The organism is Thalassospira sp. CA1 (genome assembly GCF_059052855.1).
Map to the genome: position 1 here is coordinate 40,155 of NZ_JBZCIA010000007.1, position 18,713 is coordinate 58,867.

Here is an 18,713-nt window from a genome sequence, read left to right on the forward strand (position 1 = left end):
GTCCTGCTTGAATACAAAGTTTACAGTCAAAGAGTGAACCGCAATGGCACCCGACAAACTTGTCTATATGGCCAATCAGATCGCGACCTTCTTCAAATCCCAGCCGGAGGGCGAGGGCGTTGATGGTGTTGCCAACCATATCAGCGATTTCTGGGAACCGCGCATGCGCAAGCAGCTGTTTGACATGATCGCCGAAGGCAAGGCCGACTTCCATCCTTTGGTGGTCAAGGCCGCGCCGAAAATCCGGAAGGTCAAGGAAACCGCATGATGGCCAAGCCATCGGAAAATCGCATTCTGGACGGGCGTGACGTCGATCTTGCGCGTGCCGTATCAGGCGATGATGGTAATGATGATGCACCGATGATGTTGCAGCCGGAAGTCCCGGCTGCTTTGACGTTTAATGGTCAATCGCACGCGGTGATGATGGTGTCCCCCCATGATCTTGAAGACTTCATGGTCGGCTTTGCCCTTTCCGAAGGCATTGCCGATGACATTTCCCAGATCACGCTGCGTGACGTGCGCAAGACCCTGCAGGGGTATGTGATCGAGGCTGATCTGCATGAAGATGTCTTTGATCGTCTTGCCGACCGTCAACGGACACTCGAAGGCCGGTCGGGTTGCGGATTGTGTGGTGTGCAATCGCTTGAAGCCGTTGCCATGGACAAGATCGGGACGGTCACACCATCCAACATGACACAAGATGTTGTCTTGCGGGCGATTGATGCGCTTCCGGAATATCAGACCCGCAACCGCGAAGGAGGCGGGTTGCTGCATGCCAGCGCCTTTGTCGATGGTAGCGGTAACATCGTTCTGGTCCGCGAAGATATCGGACGCCACAACGCGCTTGATAAGGTGCTTGGCGCTGTGGCGCGACAGGGGATCGATCCGACCGGTGGGTTCATTCTGATGACCAGCCGCTGTTCCTATGAAATTGTCACCAAGACCGTGCAATTCGGGGTGGGCGGACTTGTAACCCTTTCGGGCCCGACATTGACGGCCGTGAACCTGGCGCGCAAGGCTGGCTTGACCATGATATGTCGCGAACGGCGTGGTCTGTTTCGCCGCTTTGCCTGACCTGTAAACGGCTTTTTCCAACTTGTAACTTTCTGATGATCACCTGTTTGCAACACAGGTGTAATTGTACACGTATGCCTGAACCGCGCTTTCCGGTAACTTAAGCGCATAATTGGAATTGCCATATCCCCGCATACTTGTTATTCAAGATGTAAGTAAATATTACAAGATGGTCCCGCCGGTCAGTCGGATTTTTGATCCGCGGCACGCGGGCCACGGCACGGGGATAAGGAAACCATGGCACTTTCAAAAACTGAATTGCGCGCCGTTTTGTCGGGGATTTCGGGCATTCTTGTCACGCCCTATGACGACAATGGGGATGTCGCGCCCAAGAAGCTCGTGCCGGTGATTGATCGTGCGCTGGCCGCAGGGGTGCATTTCCCGGTTGTGAATGGCAATACCGGCGAATTTTATGCTCTGACCACCGACGAAGCGATCACGATGGCGAAGTCGGTTGCCGAAATGCTGGATGGTCGTGCCCCTATGCTGGCCGGAATTGGTCGCGGTGTGCGCGATGCCTGTGCGCTGGCCAAGGCATCGGCCGAGGCCGGGGCAGAGGCATTGATGATCCATCAACCGCCAGACCCGTTTGTCGCCCCGCGCGGTGTTGTTGACTACATCAAACGGATTGCTGATGCGTCCGGTGGTTTGCCGATGATGCTGTATCTGCGTAACGACGCCATTGGTACCAAGGCTATTACGGAACTGTGCGCGGTCGACGGTGTTGCTGGCGTTAAATGGGCAACGCCAAACCCGATGAAGCTGGCCGAGGCAATTCAGGCCTGCGATCCGGATATCGTCTGGGTGGGTGGTCTTGCTGAAACATGGGCACCGGCGTTCTATGCCGTTGGCGCACGTGGATTTACATCTGGCCTGATCAATGTCTGGCCTGAACGCTCCATTGCCATTCACGCCGCCCTTGAGGCCGGCGACTATGCCAAGGCCCGCCAGTTGATCGCCGAAATGAAGGCCTTTGAAGAAGTCCGGGCCGAGGAAATGAATGGCACCAACGTGACCGGTGTGAAGGCAGCGCTCAAATTACTAGGTGATGATTGCGGTCCTACGCGCCCGCCGTCTGCCTGGCCGTTGACCGAGGCCCAGCAGGAAAAGCTTTCAAGCTTCATGAAGGGAAACGGCCTGATCAGTTAGGTAGCCTGGTGGTAACTGTGCTGTCCTAGAAGAAGGACGGATGGCGTTCGCGGATGGCATCGACGGTGGCAAGGGTTCCCATCAGATGTTCGCGAACGACCTCGCAGGCGGTATCGGCGTCACCCTTGTCAATCGCGGCCAGAATGCGCGCATGACAATCAAGGATGGATGCCGATTTTCCCGGGTCAGGCAGGTTGAGCTTGCGCAGGCGGTCAATATGACCCGACCTGGCTTCGACCACACCGTAAAGCTGGGCAACACCGGCAGCCTCATAGAGCGCGTAATGGAAATCGCGATCAAGCTTGCCAAAGGTATCAAGATCGTTCGCGGCACTGACCGCATTTTGCTGAGCAAGGATGGAGTGCGCTTTGACAGTCAGGGCAGGGTCTTTGGCATTGGCGAGACGGCGGGTGACCTCCAGCTCGACCGAGAGACGCAGGAACTGGGTTTCCAGCGCTTGCTCGACATCAATCCGCGATACCTCGGTCTTGGACTGCGGGAAGGTGTCAACAAGGCCTTCTTCTTCAAGCTTGAGCAACGCATCACGTACCGGCGTCTGGCTGACGCCGTATTCTTCGGCGATTTCGGCCCGAGACAGGTATTGGCCCGGCGCAAGTTCCAAATCGATGATGCGCTTGCGCAAAGAATCGTGGAGCTGCGTGCTTGCCGAGCCCCGCTTGAGTTTGGGCAGGCGCTTTTTGGCGATCGGTGCGTCTTTCAACAGGTTATCGACCATGATGTTCCCGCAATTCATTTCTGGTCACACAACTTGTATACAGGCGTCTTGCCCGACATGCACTAATATATTACTATATCAAGCAGACAAAAGTGAATATCTTTCTGTGCCTGTCAGCGGCGGCGGAAATCCTCAGGCCACGGCGTTTGCGTCCAAGACCGGAGATCGCCTTTCTGAGTACCGCCAGCTGCAAGCATGGTCGCGTTTTACATTCCGAGGATAAGACAATGAGTAAGAAACAGCCTCAGGACCTGAGATCGGCACGCTGGTTCGCCCCCGACGATCTGCGGACATTTGGCCATCGATCACGGATGATGCAGCTTGGCTATTCCGAAGACGATTTTCGCGACAAGCCAATCATCGGTGTCCTGAATACCTGGTCGGAACTCAATACCTGTCATTCGCATTTCCGCGAACGTGTTGTTGATGTGAAACGCGGTGTTGCACAGGCTGGTGGCTTTGCCGTCGAACTGCCGTCGCTTTCCGTTGATGAAAGCTTCACCAAGCCGACTTCGATGCTTTATCGCAACCTGCTTGCCATGGAGACCGAGGAAATGATCCGGTCCCACCCGCTGGATGGTGTGGTTTTGATGGGCGGCTGTGACAAGACCACGCCGGGTCTGGTCATGGGTGCGATTTCGGCCGGTGTGCCGATGATCTATCTGCCTGCCGGGCCGATGTTGCGCGGTAATTATGCAGGCAAAATTCTTGGGTCGGGCTCTGATGCCTGGAAATATTGGGATGAACGGCGCGCAGGTAACATCAGCGATGAAGAATGGCTCGGTATTCAGGGCGGTATTGCCCGGTCTGCCGGGACCTGCATGACCATGGGAACCGCATCGACCATGACGGCGATTGCAGATTCAATGGGGCTGACTTTGCCGGGTGCCTCTTCGATCCCGGCCGTCGATAGTGGTCATCAGCGCATGTCGGCCGATTGCGGGCGCCGCATTGTTGAGATGGTTTGGGAAGACCTGACACCCGATCAGATCATCACCGATGCATCCTGCCGAAACGCTGCCATTGTCGCCATGGCAACCGGTTGTTCCACCAACGCCGTGGTTCATCTGATTGCAATGGCCAAACGTGCCGGTGTGGGTCTTAAGCTTGAAGACCTTGATGAGCTTGGCCGCACCACACCGCTGATCGCCAATGTCCGGCCATCGGGCAAGGATTACCTGATGGAGGACTTCTTCTATGCTGGGGGCCTGCGCGCCCTGATGAAGCAGATGGAAGATCGTCTCGATACCAGTTGCATGACGGTGACCGGCAAGACCCTTGGTGAAAACCTTGAAGGCGCGGTGGTTTATAATGACGATGTCATCCGCCCGCTCGATAACCCGGTCTATAAGGAAGGCTCGCTTGCCGTGCTTAAGGGCAACCTTTGCCCGAACGGTGCGGTGATCAAGCCAGCCGCCTGTGATCCGAAATACCATGTTCATGAAGGCCCGGCATTGGTGTTTGACAGCTATCCGGAAATGAAAAAGGCCGTTGATGACGAGAACCTTGATATCACGCCGGATCATGTGATGGTTCTGCGCAATGCCGGTCCGCAAGGCGGCCCCGGCTTCCCGGAATGGGGCATGCTGCCGATCCCCAAGGCGCTGATCAAACAGGGCCATCGTGACATGTTGCGGATTTCCGATGCCCGCATGTCTGGCACGTCTTACGGCGCGTGTGTTTTGCATGTCAGCCCGGAAAGCTACATCGGTGGGCCACTCGCACTTCTGAAAAATGGCGATACTGTCCGCCTTGATCTACCAAATCGCTCGCTTGATATGCTCGTCCCAGAGGAAGAGCTTGAAGCGCGGCGCAAGGCCCTGACACCGCCGGAACCGCGTTTCGAACGTGGGTATGGCTACATGTTCTCGCGCCATGTGACCCAGGCCGATCAGGGCTGCGATTTTGACTTCCTTGAAACCGATTTCGGCAAAACTGCCGGCGAACCTGACATTTTCTAAGGACACCGACCATGACGGAATATGTATTGTCTGATGCCACGCGCGAAAAACTGATGCGCACCTCGACGGCGTCTGTTGCCACCCAGCTTTACAAGCGGGGCCTGCGCAACCAGTTCATTCAGGGTGTCCGACCCGTGGCACCGAAAAAGAAGAACATGGTCGGGCAGGCCTTCACGCTGCGCTATATCCCTGCACGCGAAGACCGCAACCCGATCGAGGTGTTCCGCAACGAAGACCATCCGCAACGTGTTGCGATTGAAACCTGCCCGCCGGGTCATGTTCTGGTGATGGATGGCCGCAAGGATGCGTCTGCGGCATCGGCCGGGTCGATCCTTGTTACCCGTCTGGCTGTGCGCGGTGGCGCCGGGATCGTGTCAGATGCCGGTTTCCGCGATGCCGAGGGGATCGGTGAACTTGACATGCCAGCCTATTGTGCCGGCCCGTCGGCCCCGACCAACCTGACCAAGCACGAAGCACTTGATATCAACGTGCCGATCGCGTGTGGCGATGTTGCCGTCTTCCCGGGTGATGTTCTTGTTGGTGATACGGACGGGGTCATGGTGATCCCCGCACATCTGGCAGACGAGATCGCCGATGCCTGTGCAGGCATGGAAAGTTACGAGGCCTTTGTGATCGAACAGGTGGCCAACGGGGCGTCAATTATCGGACTTTATCCCTGCACCAAAGAAGAGAATCACAAAAAGTATGAGGAATGGCTGGCAAGTCAGTAAAATCGCGGTTACGTTGACCTTCATGTAATCAATTTACCCCTATCCACGCATTCCAGAGGATCGATTGAAATGTCTTATACCCTGACAGGAAAACATCTGATTGCCGGTGAATGGGTCGCTGGTGAGACGACCTTCCAGTCCGAGCCGGCCCATGGCCCGGCCAACACCTTCCCGGTCGGCACGCCCGCCCTGGTTGATCAGGCCGCAAAGGCCGCCGAAGAAGCCTTTTGGACTTACGGCTATTCAACCCGCGAAGAGCGCGCGAAATTCATCAACACCATTGCGGATGAAATCGACGCGCGTGGCGATGAAATCACCGAAATCGGTACCCAGGAAACCGGCCTGCCCGAAGCACGCCTTCAGGGTGAGCGCGGCCGTACCGTCGGTCAGCTTCGCCTGTTTGCCAGCCACATCCTTGATGGCGAATATCTGGATCGTCGTTATGACGAAGCTCTTCCGGATCGCGCGCCGCTGCCGCGTCCTGACCTGCGTCTGATGCAGCGTCCGATTGGCCCGGTGGCTGTCTTTGGTGCGTCCAACTTCCCGCTGGCCTTCTCGGTCGCGGGTGGTGATACCGCATCGGCACTGGCTGCTGGTTGCCCGGTCGTGGTCAAGGGCCACTCTGCCCATCCGGGCACGGGTGAAATCGTTGCCCAGGCGATTGATGCCGCGATCAAGAAATGTGGTGTTCATCCCGGTGTGTTCAGCCTGATCCAGGGCGGCAAACGTGACGTTGGCCAAAGCCTGGTACAGCATCCGCTGATCAAGGCGGTTGGCTTTACCGGATCGCTTGGCGGTGGCCGTGCGCTTTATGATCTGTGTGCTGCCCGTCCGGAGCCGATCCCGTTCTTTGGCGAACTTGGTTCGGTCAACCCGATGTTCCTGCTGCCGGCTGCTGTTAAGGCGCGAGGTGCGGAAATCGGTAAGGGTTGGGCAGGGTCGCTGACCATGGGTGCGGGCCAGTTCTGCACCAATCCGGGTATTGCCGTTGTGATCGAAGGTCCGGATGCGGATGCATTCGTTGCCGCCGCCAAGGAAGGCCTTTCGGGTGTTGGTCCGCAAACCATGCTGACCGATGGCATGGCAGAAACCTATCGCGCCGGTGCAAAGCGTGTCGCAGCGACTTCGGGTGTCAAAGAAGTTCTGACCACGTCTTGTGATCTGCGCAATGCGACGCCGTATCTGTTTGAGACCACCGGTGAAAACTGGCTTGCCAACCATGAGCTTGGCGAAGAAGTCTTTGGTCCGCTCGGCCTTGTCGTTCGCGTCAAGGACGTTGCTGAAATGCGCAAGATTGCCAAATCGCTTGAAGGCCAGTTGACCTGCACGCTACATCTTGATGCAGCCGATGCGGCGGATGCCCGTTCGCTTCTGCCGATCCTTGAACACAAGGCAGGCCGCGTTCTGGCCAACGGTTTCCCGACCGGTGTGGAAGTATCCGATACCATGGTTCATGGCGGACCATACCCGGCATCGACCAACTTCGGGGCAACCTCTGTCGGGACCATGGCGATCCGTCGCTTCCTGCGTCCGGTCTGCTATCAGAACATCCCGACCGATGTTCTGCCCAAAGACATCGCCTAAGCGATATCTTCGCGACAGCGTTGCTGAAAAGAAAAAGCCGCCCGTTTGGGCGGCTTTTTTGTCAATCCCGGATTTGTCAGTCGCGGATTTGTCAGTCGCGGACTGTTGCGGTGGCCTGAAACATGTTTTCATCATGCCTGAGCAGGCTTTGGCCAATTGCCCCTTGAAGGGCCAGATCCTTGTCCCACGGAAGATAGGTGATGGTCGGGTTTCGGCTGAGTTCAGGTACCTGTGCCTCGTCCAGACCGCGCCTTAGTTCCGGTTCCATCATGTCGAATGCCCGCGCACCCGATCCGGTAATGAAAATCTGTTTGGGGCCCAGCAGGGCAATCAGGTTTGCGATGCCATATCCCAATACTTTGCCAGCATGGCGGAAAAGTTCGGCAAGACCGGTGTCGCCGCGGCGGGCGCGGGCAACCAGATCCATCATCTGTTCTTCGCTGGGGTGCAGGTTGTTAGTATCGGGCAGGTCAATCACGCCGCGTGCGTCACGCAGGATGGCATAGTCCCCGATATAGGCTTCAAGACATCCACGTCGGCCGCAATTGCACAGTGGCCCGTCGGGTTGGTATTTGGTATGTCCGAATTCCGCAGCAGTGCCAAAGTCACCGTTATACACCTTGCCATTCAGAACCAATCCCATACCGATCCCGTAGCCCAGCATGATCACGGCAAAGTCGCCATCATTATGCAGGTTGGTGTTTTGCGAGATCGCCGTTGCGATGCAGTTTGCATCGTTCGACATCTGAACAGCGCTGCCATATCGTTCGCTGAGTGATTTGACCAAGGGAATATGGCGATGACGCAAGGCGGGCGACCAGATGATCTCGCCGCTGTTGCTATCAGTCACCCCTTGAATGGCGATGCTGATGCCCGCGGGCGGATGGATGCAGAAATCGCGATTGCGTTCGAGAAAGCGATCAATCAAGGCAATCAGGGTTCTGGTGAGTTCTTCTGCGCCAAGATCGCGGGTATTGATGCAGTGTTCGATGCTGCGTTCAATCTCGCCCTTGAAATTGCCCAGCGCAATTTCGATCAGATTGATGGTGATTTTGACCCCGATGACGCAGGCCGCATTCGGCACCAGATCCAGCAATACCTTGGGACGGCCACGCGTGGTGCCGTTCCCATTGCTGTTGCCGTTTGCGGTGCCGTTATTGTTACTGCCTTCGCTTTCCTTCACCAAACCCTGCGCCATCAAGTCGGCGGTTAGCGACGTGACAGTCGCAGGGCTTAGTCCGGTTGCCGTACCGATATCAATGCGCGCAGCGGGGCCATGCATGCGCAGATAGCGCAAGATCGCCGTCTGGGAGGGCTGGCGCGGTGTTTCGCTTTCTGTACGGCGCATCATGTGGTTGATCAGTATCCTTGTTAACATGCCCGTTCGGGCAATTTATATGTGCGAGCGGTCAGAGCAATCCGCGACGCGCAAGGTTGTTCATCAACGCGCTGATCCCGAACGTCCAGGGTTTAATGGCATCTGATCGGTCGACCTGATTGACCAGTTTACCAAGGCTTGGCGTCGAGATGCTGACAAGGTCGCCCATTTCATGGGTAAAGCCCTTGCCGGCACCACCCCGGTCATCGGTCGGGGCAAACATGGTTCCCAGAAACAGCATGATGCCGTCCGGATATTGATGATGTTTGCCGATCGCCTGTGAAACAAGGCTTTCGGGTGTGCGGCTGATCTGGCTCATGGAGCTGACCGCATCGAGGTGATATCCCTCGGGTCCATCAACAGCCATGGCGATATCGGCCGATTTGACTGTTTCCAGCGTGAACTTGCCGTCAAACAGGCGGATGAACGGACCAATGGCGCAGGATGCGTTATTATCCTTTGCCTTGCCGAGTAGCAGGGCAGAGCGCCCTTCGACATCGCGCAGGTTGACGTCGTTGCCGAGCGTGGCACCAACGATCTTGCCCTTTGATGTCACGGTCAGAACCACTTCGGGTTCCGGGTTGTTCCAGGTTGAAATCGGATGCAGGCCGACATGCGCGCCATGCCCGACAGCCGACATGACCGGCGCCTTGGTAAAGATTTCCGCATCCGGACCGATACCGACTTCAAGATATTGCGACCAGGCGCCCTTTTCGAGCAGCACGGTCTTGATATCGGCGGCCTTTTGCGAACCCGGTTCGATCTGCGAGAGGTCATCACCGATAATGCCGGTGATTTCGGTGCGGATCTGATCGGCTTTGCTTGAGTCGCCGCGCGCTTGTTCCTCGATCACGCGTTCAAGAAGGCTTGCGACAAAGGTCACGCCGCTTGCCTTGATCGCCTGCAGATCATTGGGGGACAGAAGGTGCGGGGTGTTTTCATCGGCCCCCGGACGGGACTGGTCCAGAATATCACTGAGTGTGGCGACAGTCGGGAAGCTTGCCGGATTTGAAAGCTTTGCCAGAACGTCATCAAGTTCAAGGATTTCGCTGACGGTCGGTGCGACACTGCTGATATCGCGCAGCGTTTCACCATCAAGAAGCACCGGTGTCGGTCCGGAAACGCGCGGGTCCCAGATGCGCCCGATCAGGACGGCATTACTTGCGTCATCGGGCAGGATGTCTTGGGCGTTGATGGGGAAGCCTGTGGTCATCTCGGTGTCTCGCTTGTTTATCTGTGGGTGGTGCCATTCGCGGCACCCGTTGCATTGGTTGCGCCGGGGCCAGCCAGATGCAGAAGGTGCTCGGGCATTTTGCCCAGAATGATCATCCCAAGTACGTCGTCATGTGTGACATCTTCGGTTCTAACGCTGCCAACCAGTTTTCCGTTCTTCATGACATGCAACCGGTCAGAAAGGTCAAACACATCATGAAGATCGTGGCTAATCAACAAAATACCCAAACCGTCACGCTTTAATTGGTCAATCAGTTCGCCGACCATCTTTGTTTCATGAACCCCAAGGGCCGCACAGGGTTCATCCATGATCAACACGCGTGCTTCAAACAACAAAGCACGTGCAATCGCAACCGACTGGCGCTGCCCGCCCGAAAGAGCCGATACGGGGGAGGTGAACTTTTTGAAGTTCGGGTTCAGGCGATGAAGGACTTCACGCGCCTTGTGTTCCATGGCGGCATCATCAAGAAACCCGAACTTGTCAGTGATTTCACGTCCCAGAAACAGGTTCTGGGCGGCATCAAGATTGTCGGCAAGTGCCAGGTTCTGATAGATCGTTTCGATGTTGTTGTCGCGTGCATCACGCGCATTCTCGATCTTGGCTTCCTTGCCATCAACAATGATCTGGCCGCTATCGGCCTGATAGGCACCCGAAAGAATTTTGATCAGCGTTGATTTGCCTGCACCGTTATGGCCCAGAACGCCAACCACTTCGCCGGGATAAAGATCAATGGATACGCCATCAACAGCCTTTACACCGCCAAAGCTGATATGGATATCTTGCATTTCGACCAGCGGATCTTTGGTCATGTTTGGATCAGTCATCACGGGTCTCCTTACGCGGTCGGGTCGCTGTAACGGCGATGGAAATACTTGTCGCTAAAGACGGCGACGACAAGAACCAGGCCGATGACGATGCTTTGCAACGAGGTATCCACCCCTAAAAGCGCCATGCCGCTTTGCAGGCTTTGCATCACCAGCGCACCAATCAGCGCGCCATAGATTGTCCCAAGCCCACCGGCAAGCGACGTGCCGCCAATGACCACGGCTGCAATCACGCGAAGTTCGTCAAGCGTGCCCAGATCGTTGCCGGCTGACTGCAGGCGGGCCGATGAAATCGCCGCACTGATCGCACAAAGAACACCCATCAGGGCAAAGACTGCCACCGTCATGCGTTTGACGTTAATCCCGGCCAGTTCGGCCGCCTGCGGGTTGCCGCCAATCGCAAAGACATAGCGACCGAAACGGGTGCGTTTAACCGCAATGGTGAGGATGATCGCGACAAGCGCAACAATCAGAAGCGGGATTGGAATGCCGTGCGAAATTTCAAGGTTTTCTGGCGTGACCGGAATGCCCTTGTTTTCCAAAAGGCGTTCTGCCGCGCGCGTTGGCAGGTGATAGGCATTCAGTGTCGCGACAACAATCAGGACCAAACCTGCCTTGATGATCGTGTTGGTGTATTCGGCCCAGATTGGTTTGACCGGAAATTCGAAGGACAGGCGACGACGGCGTTCCATGATCGCGGCGTAAATGATCGCAAGAATGGCGATCAAGGCGACGATCCAGCTCCAGGTCGCGCCAATCGTTCCTTCGATGCCGCCGCCCAGCAGAATGTAATTCTGGTCAAGCGGGGCAACCGTGCGCCCTTGTGTGACCCACCATGCCGATCCGCGCCAGACCAAAAGCCCGCCAAGTGTCACGATGAATGCCGGGACGCCAAGATAACCCACTGCAACACCTTGAATAGAACCGATCAGGCCGCCGACAACAATGCCAACCAGAAGCGTCAGCACCCAGGTCAGGGGATGGTTGTAATCAAGAAACTGTGGCAGGACATCGGTCTGAACGACCCCCATGATCATGGCCAGAACACCCAGGACCGCCCCGACCGAAAGGTCGATATGGCGGGTGACAATGATCAGGACCATGCCGCACGCCATCACTGCCACAGAGGCAGTCTGAACCGACAGGTTAAAGATGTTTCGGGGCGTGATAAAGCGACCGCCCGAGGCAATGTCAAAACCCACCCAGATAATCAGCAGGACAACGGCGAGGCCAACCAGACGACGGTCGACTTCCATTTTCGAAAGTAGTCGTGACATGAAAAAGCTCGTAAAGCAGCGGGGCCGAACTGCGATATCTGCACGATATGTGGAATGCAGTCGGCCCCGGGTTTATGCAAGGTCGGAGGAAACAGGTTGGCCTAGTTGCAGGCCGCAACCTTGCTGTTGGTTACGCCTTGGCAAACCACGTCTTTGGATACCCAGCCAGCATCAATCACCAGATCAAGTTTGTTCTGGGTGATCGCAACCGGATCAAGGAAGTAAGACTTCATGGTCACACCATTCGGGCTCTGCCAATCTTCGGTACCGTCAACCTCGTCAAGCTTGGCGCCCTTGGCAAGTTCAACGGCGATCTCAGCCGCACGTTTGCCAAGAAGACGGGCATCTTTCCAGACCGAAACCGTCTGGGTGCCGAGTGCCACACGGTTCAGTGCAGCGTGATCGCCGTCCTGACCCGATACAGGAATGCCCTGCATGCCCTGAGCAGACAATGCTGCAACAACACCACCGGCCGTGCCATCATTGGATGCGACAACGGCATCAACCTTGTTGTCCGCAGCCGTCAGGAACTGTTCCATGTTCCGCTGCGCAATCGCTGGCTGCCAGCTGTCGGTATAGGCTTCGCCAACAACTTTGATGTCGCCTGCGTCAATTGCCTTCTGCAGGATTTCAAGCTGTCCTTCGTGCAGAATGTTTGCGTTCGGGTCGGTCGGTGCGCCCTTGATGAAGACGTAGTTGCCTTTCGGTTGTTCGGCAAAAACGGCCTCGGCCTGAAGGCGGCCGACTTCCTTGTTGTTGAACGTAATGTAATAGGCGTTCGAGTCTTCGATCAGGCGGTCATAGCCAACGACCGGAATGCCTTCGTTCAGGGCCTTTTCGACAGCCGGGCCAATTGATGCTGAGTCCTGAGCCAGGACGATCAGGGCATCGGCACCACGTGCGATCAGGCTTTCGATATCGGAAAGCTGTTTGGACGGATTACTTTGGGCATCTGCGCTGATGTATTCAGCCCCCGCAGCATCCAGAGCTGCCTTGATTGCGGCTTCATCGGTTTTCCAGCGTTCTTCCTGGAAGTTCGACCAGCTGACACCAACAGTCAGATCAGCAGCAAAGGCATTTGCAGACAGCAGAACGGTTCCGGCCAACATGGCCGTTGATAGGAGTTTTTTCATCGGTTTCTTCCCTGAATAAATGTGTCTTCTGGTGACATTTATTTTTGTTATCGAAAAAATGTTGACGTGAAGAAGGCGTCCTGTCAAATATTTTTTAGTGAATAAATTAAATTCATCGCTTTTCACGCATTTTTATATCGCAGTTTGCGATTGAGGGTTGAATTGTCGGTGTTTATAATGTGGTGCGCTGCAGCAATTAATTTATTCACCTAAAATAATATGAAAAGAGACAGGGAACGTTATGACAGCGAGTTATCACGACATTGACGGTAAATCCGTGCTTGTAACCGGCGGTGCATCCGGGATTGGCGCCTCGATTGTGCGCGCATTCTGTGCGCAGGGGGCACGGGTCGGGTTCTTCGATATCGATGATGCCGCCGCGCAAAAACTGATCGCCTCCATAAAGGAAGAGCACGGCGTAACCCCGGTCTACAAATCGCTTGATTTGCGCAACCAATCATCTATTTCCGATGCGGTTCGCGACATGTCAGTTGCGATTGGCCCGATTGACGTTCTGGTAAACAATGCGGCGCGCGATGATCGGCATTCGCCCGAAGATATCAGTCCTGACAAGTGGCGTGATGGCCTGGATGTGAACCTGAACCATCATTTCTTTTGTGCCCAGGCAGTCGCACCGGGCATGAAGGAAAAACGGTGCGGAAGTATTATCAATTTCAGTTCTGTGAGTTATATGATGGGCCTGCCGGATCTGGTAACGTACGAGACCGCAAAGGCCGGTATTATCGGACTGACGCGTGCACTTGCCCGGGACTGGGGTGAATATGGCATTCGCGTCAATGCGGTGACGCCGGGCTGCATCATGACACAGCGCCAGCTTGATCTTTGGATTTCTCCCGAGGATGAAGAACGCATTCAGGAGCAGCAATGCGTCAAACGCCGGCTGGTGGGGGATGATGTTGCACAGATGGTTCTTTTCCTGGCATCTGATGTTTCGTCGGCCTGTTCATCACAGAACTTCATCGTGGATGGCGGCATCGTCTGATCGTGTGTTTCGACGGGTGCCAAGACCGCTGCTCGCCCCGAGACCACTGCTCGAACTTGGAAAAAACAGTATATGTCGCCTGCAAATCTCTCTGATCAGCCAATCATCATCGATGAAAAAGCCAACCCGTATCGCGACTGCATTCAGGGTCTCGCCAACCAGCCGATCACAGTCGTCCGGTTGCTGCGCGATGCGGTGAACGAAAACCCGGTTGTGGCCAGTGGTCGCAAGTTTGCCGTTCCTGAAATCAAGGACGTGGTCGGCCGTCTGGTGGAAAACCGCCCGCGCATCGCGATCATTGCCGGTGCGCCGGATCATCCGGCCCATCTTCTGGATCGTCCGCAGGCGCTGATGGCTGCCCTGCGCATCTGGGAAATGGGTGGGGTTCCGTTCCTGTTCCATGTACCGGTGATTTGCGATGGCACGGCGCAAAACAATATCGGGCAAAGCTATTCGCTGGCATCGCGCAACCATACGGCGGCGGCGGTCAATATTACCTTTGAAGGCCACAGCTATCATGCGGCCTATGTGATTGCCGGCTGTGACAAGTCTCCCGCCGCGGTGGTGGCCGGTCTGGCCGCGGCCGATCATGCACGCGCCTGGCGCGGCGATCAGGCGCCCGTTTGGGCGGTGTTTGCACCGTCGCATGTTCTAAAAGGCGGTGAAATTCCCGAAGGCACGCGTCGTTTGCTGGATAATATCGCTGCTGACTCCGATGCGGCGGGCCACGATGATCTGGGTGCCGATATCCGCGAAAACATGCGCTATATCCTGCAATGCACGTCGGACGAGGCGTTTGCCGGGTTGCTCGAACGTGCCCGGCTTCTGGGGATTATCGACGGGGCGCTTGAACGCCGGGTTCTGGACGAACTCGCAACGGCGACCTGTGATTCCAAGGGCGGCATTTGTGCGTTTAACGGCACGGGCAATTCATCGCGCACCATGTTGGCGGCCTTCGGCCTGACCCCGCCGGAACTCGAATTGCTGACCGATGTCCCGCCGTTCGAGGCCGTGGCAGCCGGGATCGATGCCCTGTTTGGTGTTTTCAACAAGCCGGAATATGCGATTGGCAATTTGCTGAAGGCCAACTTCGCCAATTTCGTGCGTGTTCATAATGCTACGGGATCAAGCAGCAACATGCTTTTGCATCTGCCATTCATGATGCGCTATGCCGGTTTTGATATCTCGATTGATGATTATCAGGATGTGCGCACCAAAACCCCGGTACCGGAAATTTTCGCCCACAGCCTGACGGAGAACCGCGACACTTTTGTTTTGGCCCAGCAAATGGCCGAAGGCAAAAACCGCGGTATGGAAAGCATCTATCGCATTCTGGCCGACCTTGGTGTGGCGATGGATCTTGATGCGCCGACCATCCTCGGAAAAACCTGGGCGGAACGCATCGCCAATCTTGAAAATCCGGTTGATCTGTCGTTGGGCGATGCATCGGTCATTCGCGCCAACCCGGTCAGGCAGCGTTCAGGTGTTGATGTCATCACCGGCAGTTTCTTTGAAAACTGCGCGGTCAAGACATCGGGCATGAGCGACCGTTTGTTATCGCACTTTGATGATCATGTTTTCATCGTGCGCTATTACGAAAACGAACATGTCTGTAATGCCGACTTTGCCTCGCCCGATCTGATCACGCGTTTGATTGAAACCGATGGCGTTGATGAGGAATTGATTGCCGCAGTCGTGCGCCGCAACGGCGGAAACCGTGTCGATATGGATGCGCCAAAGGACATGTTCGAACAGGGCCATCTGTCCTTTGCGTTTGTCATCGGCGGGCAGGGGCCGGAAGCCTATGGCATGCCGGAAATGTTTTCGCCGTCGCAGAACTTGCGCCATCACCGCATTCTCGAAGCATCATCCATGCTGATCACCGATGGACGTTATTCCGGGGTGACCAAGGGGGCCTGTATCGGTCATATGGTGCCGGAGGCCTTTACAGGTGGTGCAATCGGCTATCTTAAGGATGGCGATGTGCTGCGCCTTGATCTGACCGGGTTAACGCTGGATTGGCTCGATCCCGAGGCATTTAAACGTGGGGAAGAGGTCGCATCCGATCCCCGCGACATTGCAGATCGCAAGCCGGTCTTTGATGCACGGTTCAAGCGCATGGCCGATCGCCAGTGCGATATCGCCGCAAGCAACGTGCTTGACGGGATTGGCAATGCCGCACGCGGTATTGTGCCCCGGGCTGTTGATCGTCGCGCAACCAAATCCTGGCGCTAAGCTACAAGGTTTCGCACACCAAAATGCAAAACGCCCCGTGCCATATCTGGCCGGGGCGTTTTTGATTGTCGCAGGTGCTGGGCTTAGCCCATGCGCTCCGACGCGTAGCTTCCCGGGCTTGGCGGGAAGACAATCGTGCGGTTGCCGTTGATGAACGAACGGTGGTGGATATGGGCATGCACCGCACGCGCCAGCACCTGGCTTTCGACATCGCGGCCAATCGACACATAATCGGCAGAGTTCTGGGCATGAGTGATGCGCGCAATGTCCTGTTCGATGATCGGGCCTTCATCAAGGTCAGCGGTGACATAATGTGCCGTTGCGCCAATCAGTTTGACCCCGCGCACATAGGCCTGTTGATACGGGTTGGCCCCCTTGAAGCTTGGCAGGAAGGAGTGGTGGATATTGATGATCTTGCCACTCATCTTCTTGCACAGGCTGTCTGACAGGACCTGCATGTAGCGGGCCAGAACGATCAGTTCGACATTATAGTCAGAAACAACATCAAGAAGCTTTTTCTCGGCTTCGGGCTTGTTTTCCTTGGTGACCGGGATGTGGTGGAAGGGAATATCGTGATTAACGACAACCTTCTGATAATCAAGATGGTTTGACACCACGCCAACGATATCAATCGGAAGCGCCCCGATTTTCCAACGATACAGCAGATCATTGAGGCAATGACCAAATCGCGACACCATCAGAAGAACCTTCATCTTCTCGGAGCTGTCATGGATTTCGTACTTCATGCCAAGTTCTGCTGCCGGACCCTCAAAGCCTGCAATCAGGGTTTCCTGATCAACACCTTCTTCGCTGACGAAGGCAACCCGCATAAAGAACAAGCCGGTTTCTTGGTCGTCAAACTGGGAGCTATCGGTAATGTTGCAGCCGTTATCTGCCAAATAGGTCGAAATAGCAGCAACCACCCCGCGCTGAGAATCGCAGGAAACAGTCAGAACGTAGCTTTTCATCGCGTCTGGCTTTCTCGTTTGGAATAATCAAAAATTGCCCGGCCCCGTCCATCGGGGAATGAGATAAGGCCGGGCAGAAGTATTAAATATCAAGTGTGTTCTCACGTTCCCAGCGGGAAAAGTGAGAAACGTAAGAATTCCACTCGGTTTGTTTAAGTTTGAGATAGGCACTTGAGAATTCCTTGCCCATCGCAAGCTGGAGCTCTTCGTTAGAGCCCATTTCACGCAGGGCATCGAGCAGGTTCAGCGGCAGACGCGGTGCATCCTTGATCGAATGCCCTTCCTTGTACATGTCGATATCGTAATGCGGTCCCGGATCGGCATTGGTTGCCATGCCATCAAGACCGGCTGCAATGATCACGGCCTGAAGAAGATACGGGTTGGTTGCCCCGTCGGGCAGGCGCAGTTCGAAACGCCCCGGCCCCGGAACGCGAACCATGTGCGTGCGGTTGTTGCCGGTCCAGGTCACCGTGTTCGGCGCCCAGGTCGCGCCCGACATGGTGCGCGGAGCATTGATACGCTTGTAGGAATTGACCGTCGGGTTGGTGATAACCGCCATGGCAGAGGCATGTTTCATGATGCCGCCAAGGAAATGCTTGCCCTTGGCCGACAGACCAAATGGCATGTCGTTATCGGCAAAGGCATTGGCACCATCATTATCCCAGACTGACACATGGCAGTGACAGCCATTGCCGGTCAGGCCGGGGAAGGGCTTGGGCATGAAGGTTGCGCGAAGACCGTGTTTTTCGGCGATTGATTTGACCATGAACTTGAAAAAGGAATGCTTGTCGGCGGTTTTAAGCGCGTCATCGAATTCCCAGTTCATTTCAAACTGACCATTGGCGTCTTCATGGTCGTTCTGATAGGCACCCCAACCAAGTTCAAGCATGTAATCGCAAATCTCGGCGATGACGTCATAGCGGCGCATGACGGCCTGCTGGTCGTAACAGGGCTTTTCCGCCGTATCGGCCGGATCAGAAATTTCCGATCCATCGGTGGTGACAAGGAAAAACTCCGCCTCGACCCCGGTTTTGACATTGAGGCCAAGTTCGGCGGCCTTGGCGATCTGGGCTTTCAAAACGTTGCGCGGGGCCTGTTCGACCGGTGTGCCTTCCATGATGCAATCGGCGGCAACCCAGGCGACTTCCGGTTTCCAGGGCAACTGGATGACAGAACTAGGATCAGGAATGGCGAACATGTCGGGGTGGGCCGGGCTCAGGTCAAGCCAGGTCGCGAAGCCTGCAAAGCCTGCACCTTCTTCCTGCATGTCGGCAATTGCCTGGGTCGGGACAAGTTTGGCGCGCTGACCGCCAAACAGGTCGGTAAAGCTGATCATGAAGTATTTGATGCCGCGTTCCCGGGCAAAGGCTGATAGATCCTTGGTCATCGAAGTCCCCTGACGAATTTTATCAATAACCATCGGTTC

At 55.8% G+C, this 18,713-nt stretch carries 16 protein-coding genes; 8 read left to right on the forward strand and 8 right to left on the reverse strand.

Annotated features, from left to right (window positions below):
- Positions 1 to 43: 43 nt before the first annotated feature.
- The 3 genes from AC5Q5A_RS12895 (at position 44) to AC5Q5A_RS12905 (ending at position 2,223) form a co-directional block, all read left to right on the forward strand.
- Positions 44 to 268: a formate dehydrogenase subunit delta gene (locus AC5Q5A_RS12895; RefSeq protein WP_493895525.1), complete on the forward strand. Its 225-nt coding sequence runs from the start codon at positions 44 to 46 to the stop codon at positions 266 to 268.
- A complete protein-coding gene (fdhD, locus tag AC5Q5A_RS12900; protein ID WP_493895526.1) occupies positions 265 to 1,074 on the forward strand; it encodes a formate dehydrogenase accessory sulfurtransferase FdhD in 810 nt (269 codons plus the stop codon). Before AC5Q5A_RS12895 ends, fdhD begins: the two co-directional genes overlap by 4 nt.
- A gap of 237 nt (positions 1,075 to 1,311) precedes the next feature.
- Positions 1,312 to 2,223, forward strand: coding sequence for a dihydrodipicolinate synthase family protein (locus tag AC5Q5A_RS12905; RefSeq protein ID WP_493895527.1), 912 nt, complete (start codon positions 1,312 to 1,314; stop codon positions 2,221 to 2,223).
- A gap of 25 nt (positions 2,224 to 2,248) precedes the next feature.
- On the opposite strand, the gene AC5Q5A_RS12910 is transcribed toward AC5Q5A_RS12905, so the two are convergent.
- Positions 2,249 to 2,959 (reverse strand): GntR family transcriptional regulator, encoded by a 711-nt coding sequence (locus AC5Q5A_RS12910; protein ID WP_493895528.1) that lies wholly within the window; start codon positions 2,957 to 2,959, stop codon positions 2,249 to 2,251.
- Positions 2,960 to 3,186: 227 nt separating this feature from the next.
- Here AC5Q5A_RS12910 and araD point away from each other — a divergent pair, with 227 nt between their 5' ends.
- The 3 genes from araD (at position 3,187) to AC5Q5A_RS12925 (ending at position 7,235) form a co-directional block, all read left to right on the forward strand.
- On the forward strand, positions 3,187 to 4,920 hold the full coding sequence (araD, locus tag AC5Q5A_RS12915; RefSeq protein ID WP_008891999.1) for an L-arabinonate dehydratase: 1,734 nt from the start codon (positions 3,187 to 3,189) through the stop codon (positions 4,918 to 4,920).
- Between the two features lie 11 nt (positions 4,921 to 4,931).
- Complete coding sequence (locus AC5Q5A_RS12920) at positions 4,932 to 5,651, forward strand: ribonuclease activity regulator RraA (protein ID WP_064781953.1); 720 nt, start codon at positions 4,932 to 4,934, stop codon at positions 5,649 to 5,651.
- A gap of 69 nt (positions 5,652 to 5,720) precedes the next feature.
- The gene (locus tag AC5Q5A_RS12925; RefSeq protein WP_120225326.1) at positions 5,721 to 7,235 is read left to right on the forward strand and encodes an aldehyde dehydrogenase (NADP(+)); all 1,515 of its coding nucleotides are present in this window, start codon (positions 5,721 to 5,723) and stop codon (positions 7,233 to 7,235) included.
- A 91-nt stretch (positions 7,236 to 7,326) separates the two neighbouring features.
- Here the strand turns inward: AC5Q5A_RS12925 and AC5Q5A_RS12930 are convergent, their stop codons facing one another.
- The 5 genes from AC5Q5A_RS12930 to xylF all read right to left on the reverse strand — a co-directional run bounded on the left by AC5Q5A_RS12930 (position 7,327) and on the right by xylF (position 13,081).
- Positions 7,327 to 8,586, reverse strand: a complete 1,260-nt coding sequence (locus AC5Q5A_RS12930) for an ROK family protein (RefSeq protein ID WP_493895529.1) — start codon at positions 8,584 to 8,586, stop codon at positions 7,327 to 7,329.
- Between the two features lie 58 nt (positions 8,587 to 8,644).
- A complete protein-coding gene (locus AC5Q5A_RS12935) occupies positions 8,645 to 9,826 on the reverse strand; it encodes a fumarylacetoacetate hydrolase family protein (protein ID WP_008892003.1) in 1,182 nt (393 codons plus the stop codon).
- Between the two features lie 17 nt (positions 9,827 to 9,843).
- Positions 9,844 to 10,671: an ATP-binding cassette domain-containing protein gene (locus AC5Q5A_RS12940; RefSeq protein WP_008892004.1), complete on the reverse strand. Its 828-nt coding sequence runs from the start codon at positions 10,669 to 10,671 to the stop codon at positions 9,844 to 9,846.
- An 11-nt stretch (positions 10,672 to 10,682) separates the two neighbouring features.
- Positions 10,683 to 11,948, reverse strand: a complete 1,266-nt coding sequence (locus tag AC5Q5A_RS12945) for a sugar ABC transporter permease (protein WP_081579325.1) — start codon at positions 11,946 to 11,948, stop codon at positions 10,683 to 10,685.
- Positions 11,949 to 12,049: 101 nt separating this feature from the next.
- Positions 12,050 to 13,081 (reverse strand): D-xylose ABC transporter substrate-binding protein, encoded by a 1,032-nt coding sequence (xylF, locus tag AC5Q5A_RS12950; protein WP_336233591.1) that lies wholly within the window; start codon positions 13,079 to 13,081, stop codon positions 12,050 to 12,052.
- A 241-nt stretch (positions 13,082 to 13,322) separates the two neighbouring features.
- On the opposite strand from xylF, the gene AC5Q5A_RS12955 reads away from it, so the two are divergent.
- The gene (locus AC5Q5A_RS12955; protein WP_008892007.1) at positions 13,323 to 14,084 is read left to right on the forward strand and encodes an SDR family NAD(P)-dependent oxidoreductase; all 762 of its coding nucleotides are present in this window, start codon (positions 13,323 to 13,325) and stop codon (positions 14,082 to 14,084) included.
- 72 nt (positions 14,085 to 14,156) lie between these two features.
- Positions 14,157 to 16,319 (forward strand): dihydroxy-acid dehydratase domain-containing protein, encoded by a 2,163-nt coding sequence (locus AC5Q5A_RS12960; RefSeq protein ID WP_493895530.1) that lies wholly within the window; start codon positions 14,157 to 14,159, stop codon positions 16,317 to 16,319.
- Between the two features lie 83 nt (positions 16,320 to 16,402).
- On the opposite strand, the gene purU is transcribed toward AC5Q5A_RS12960, so the two are convergent.
- Together purU and glnT are read right to left on the reverse strand one after the other, a co-directional pair.
- Positions 16,403 to 17,287 carry a formyltetrahydrofolate deformylase gene (gene purU / locus AC5Q5A_RS12965; protein WP_008892009.1) on the reverse strand — a complete coding sequence of 295 codons (885 nt, stop codon included), beginning with the start codon at positions 17,285 to 17,287 and terminating at the stop codon, positions 16,403 to 16,405.
- Between the two features lie 82 nt (positions 17,288 to 17,369).
- Positions 17,370 to 18,674, reverse strand: a complete 1,305-nt coding sequence (gene glnT, locus AC5Q5A_RS12970) for a type III glutamate--ammonia ligase (protein ID WP_063090381.1) — start codon at positions 18,672 to 18,674, stop codon at positions 17,370 to 17,372.
- Positions 18,675 to 18,713 lie beyond the last annotated feature (39 nt).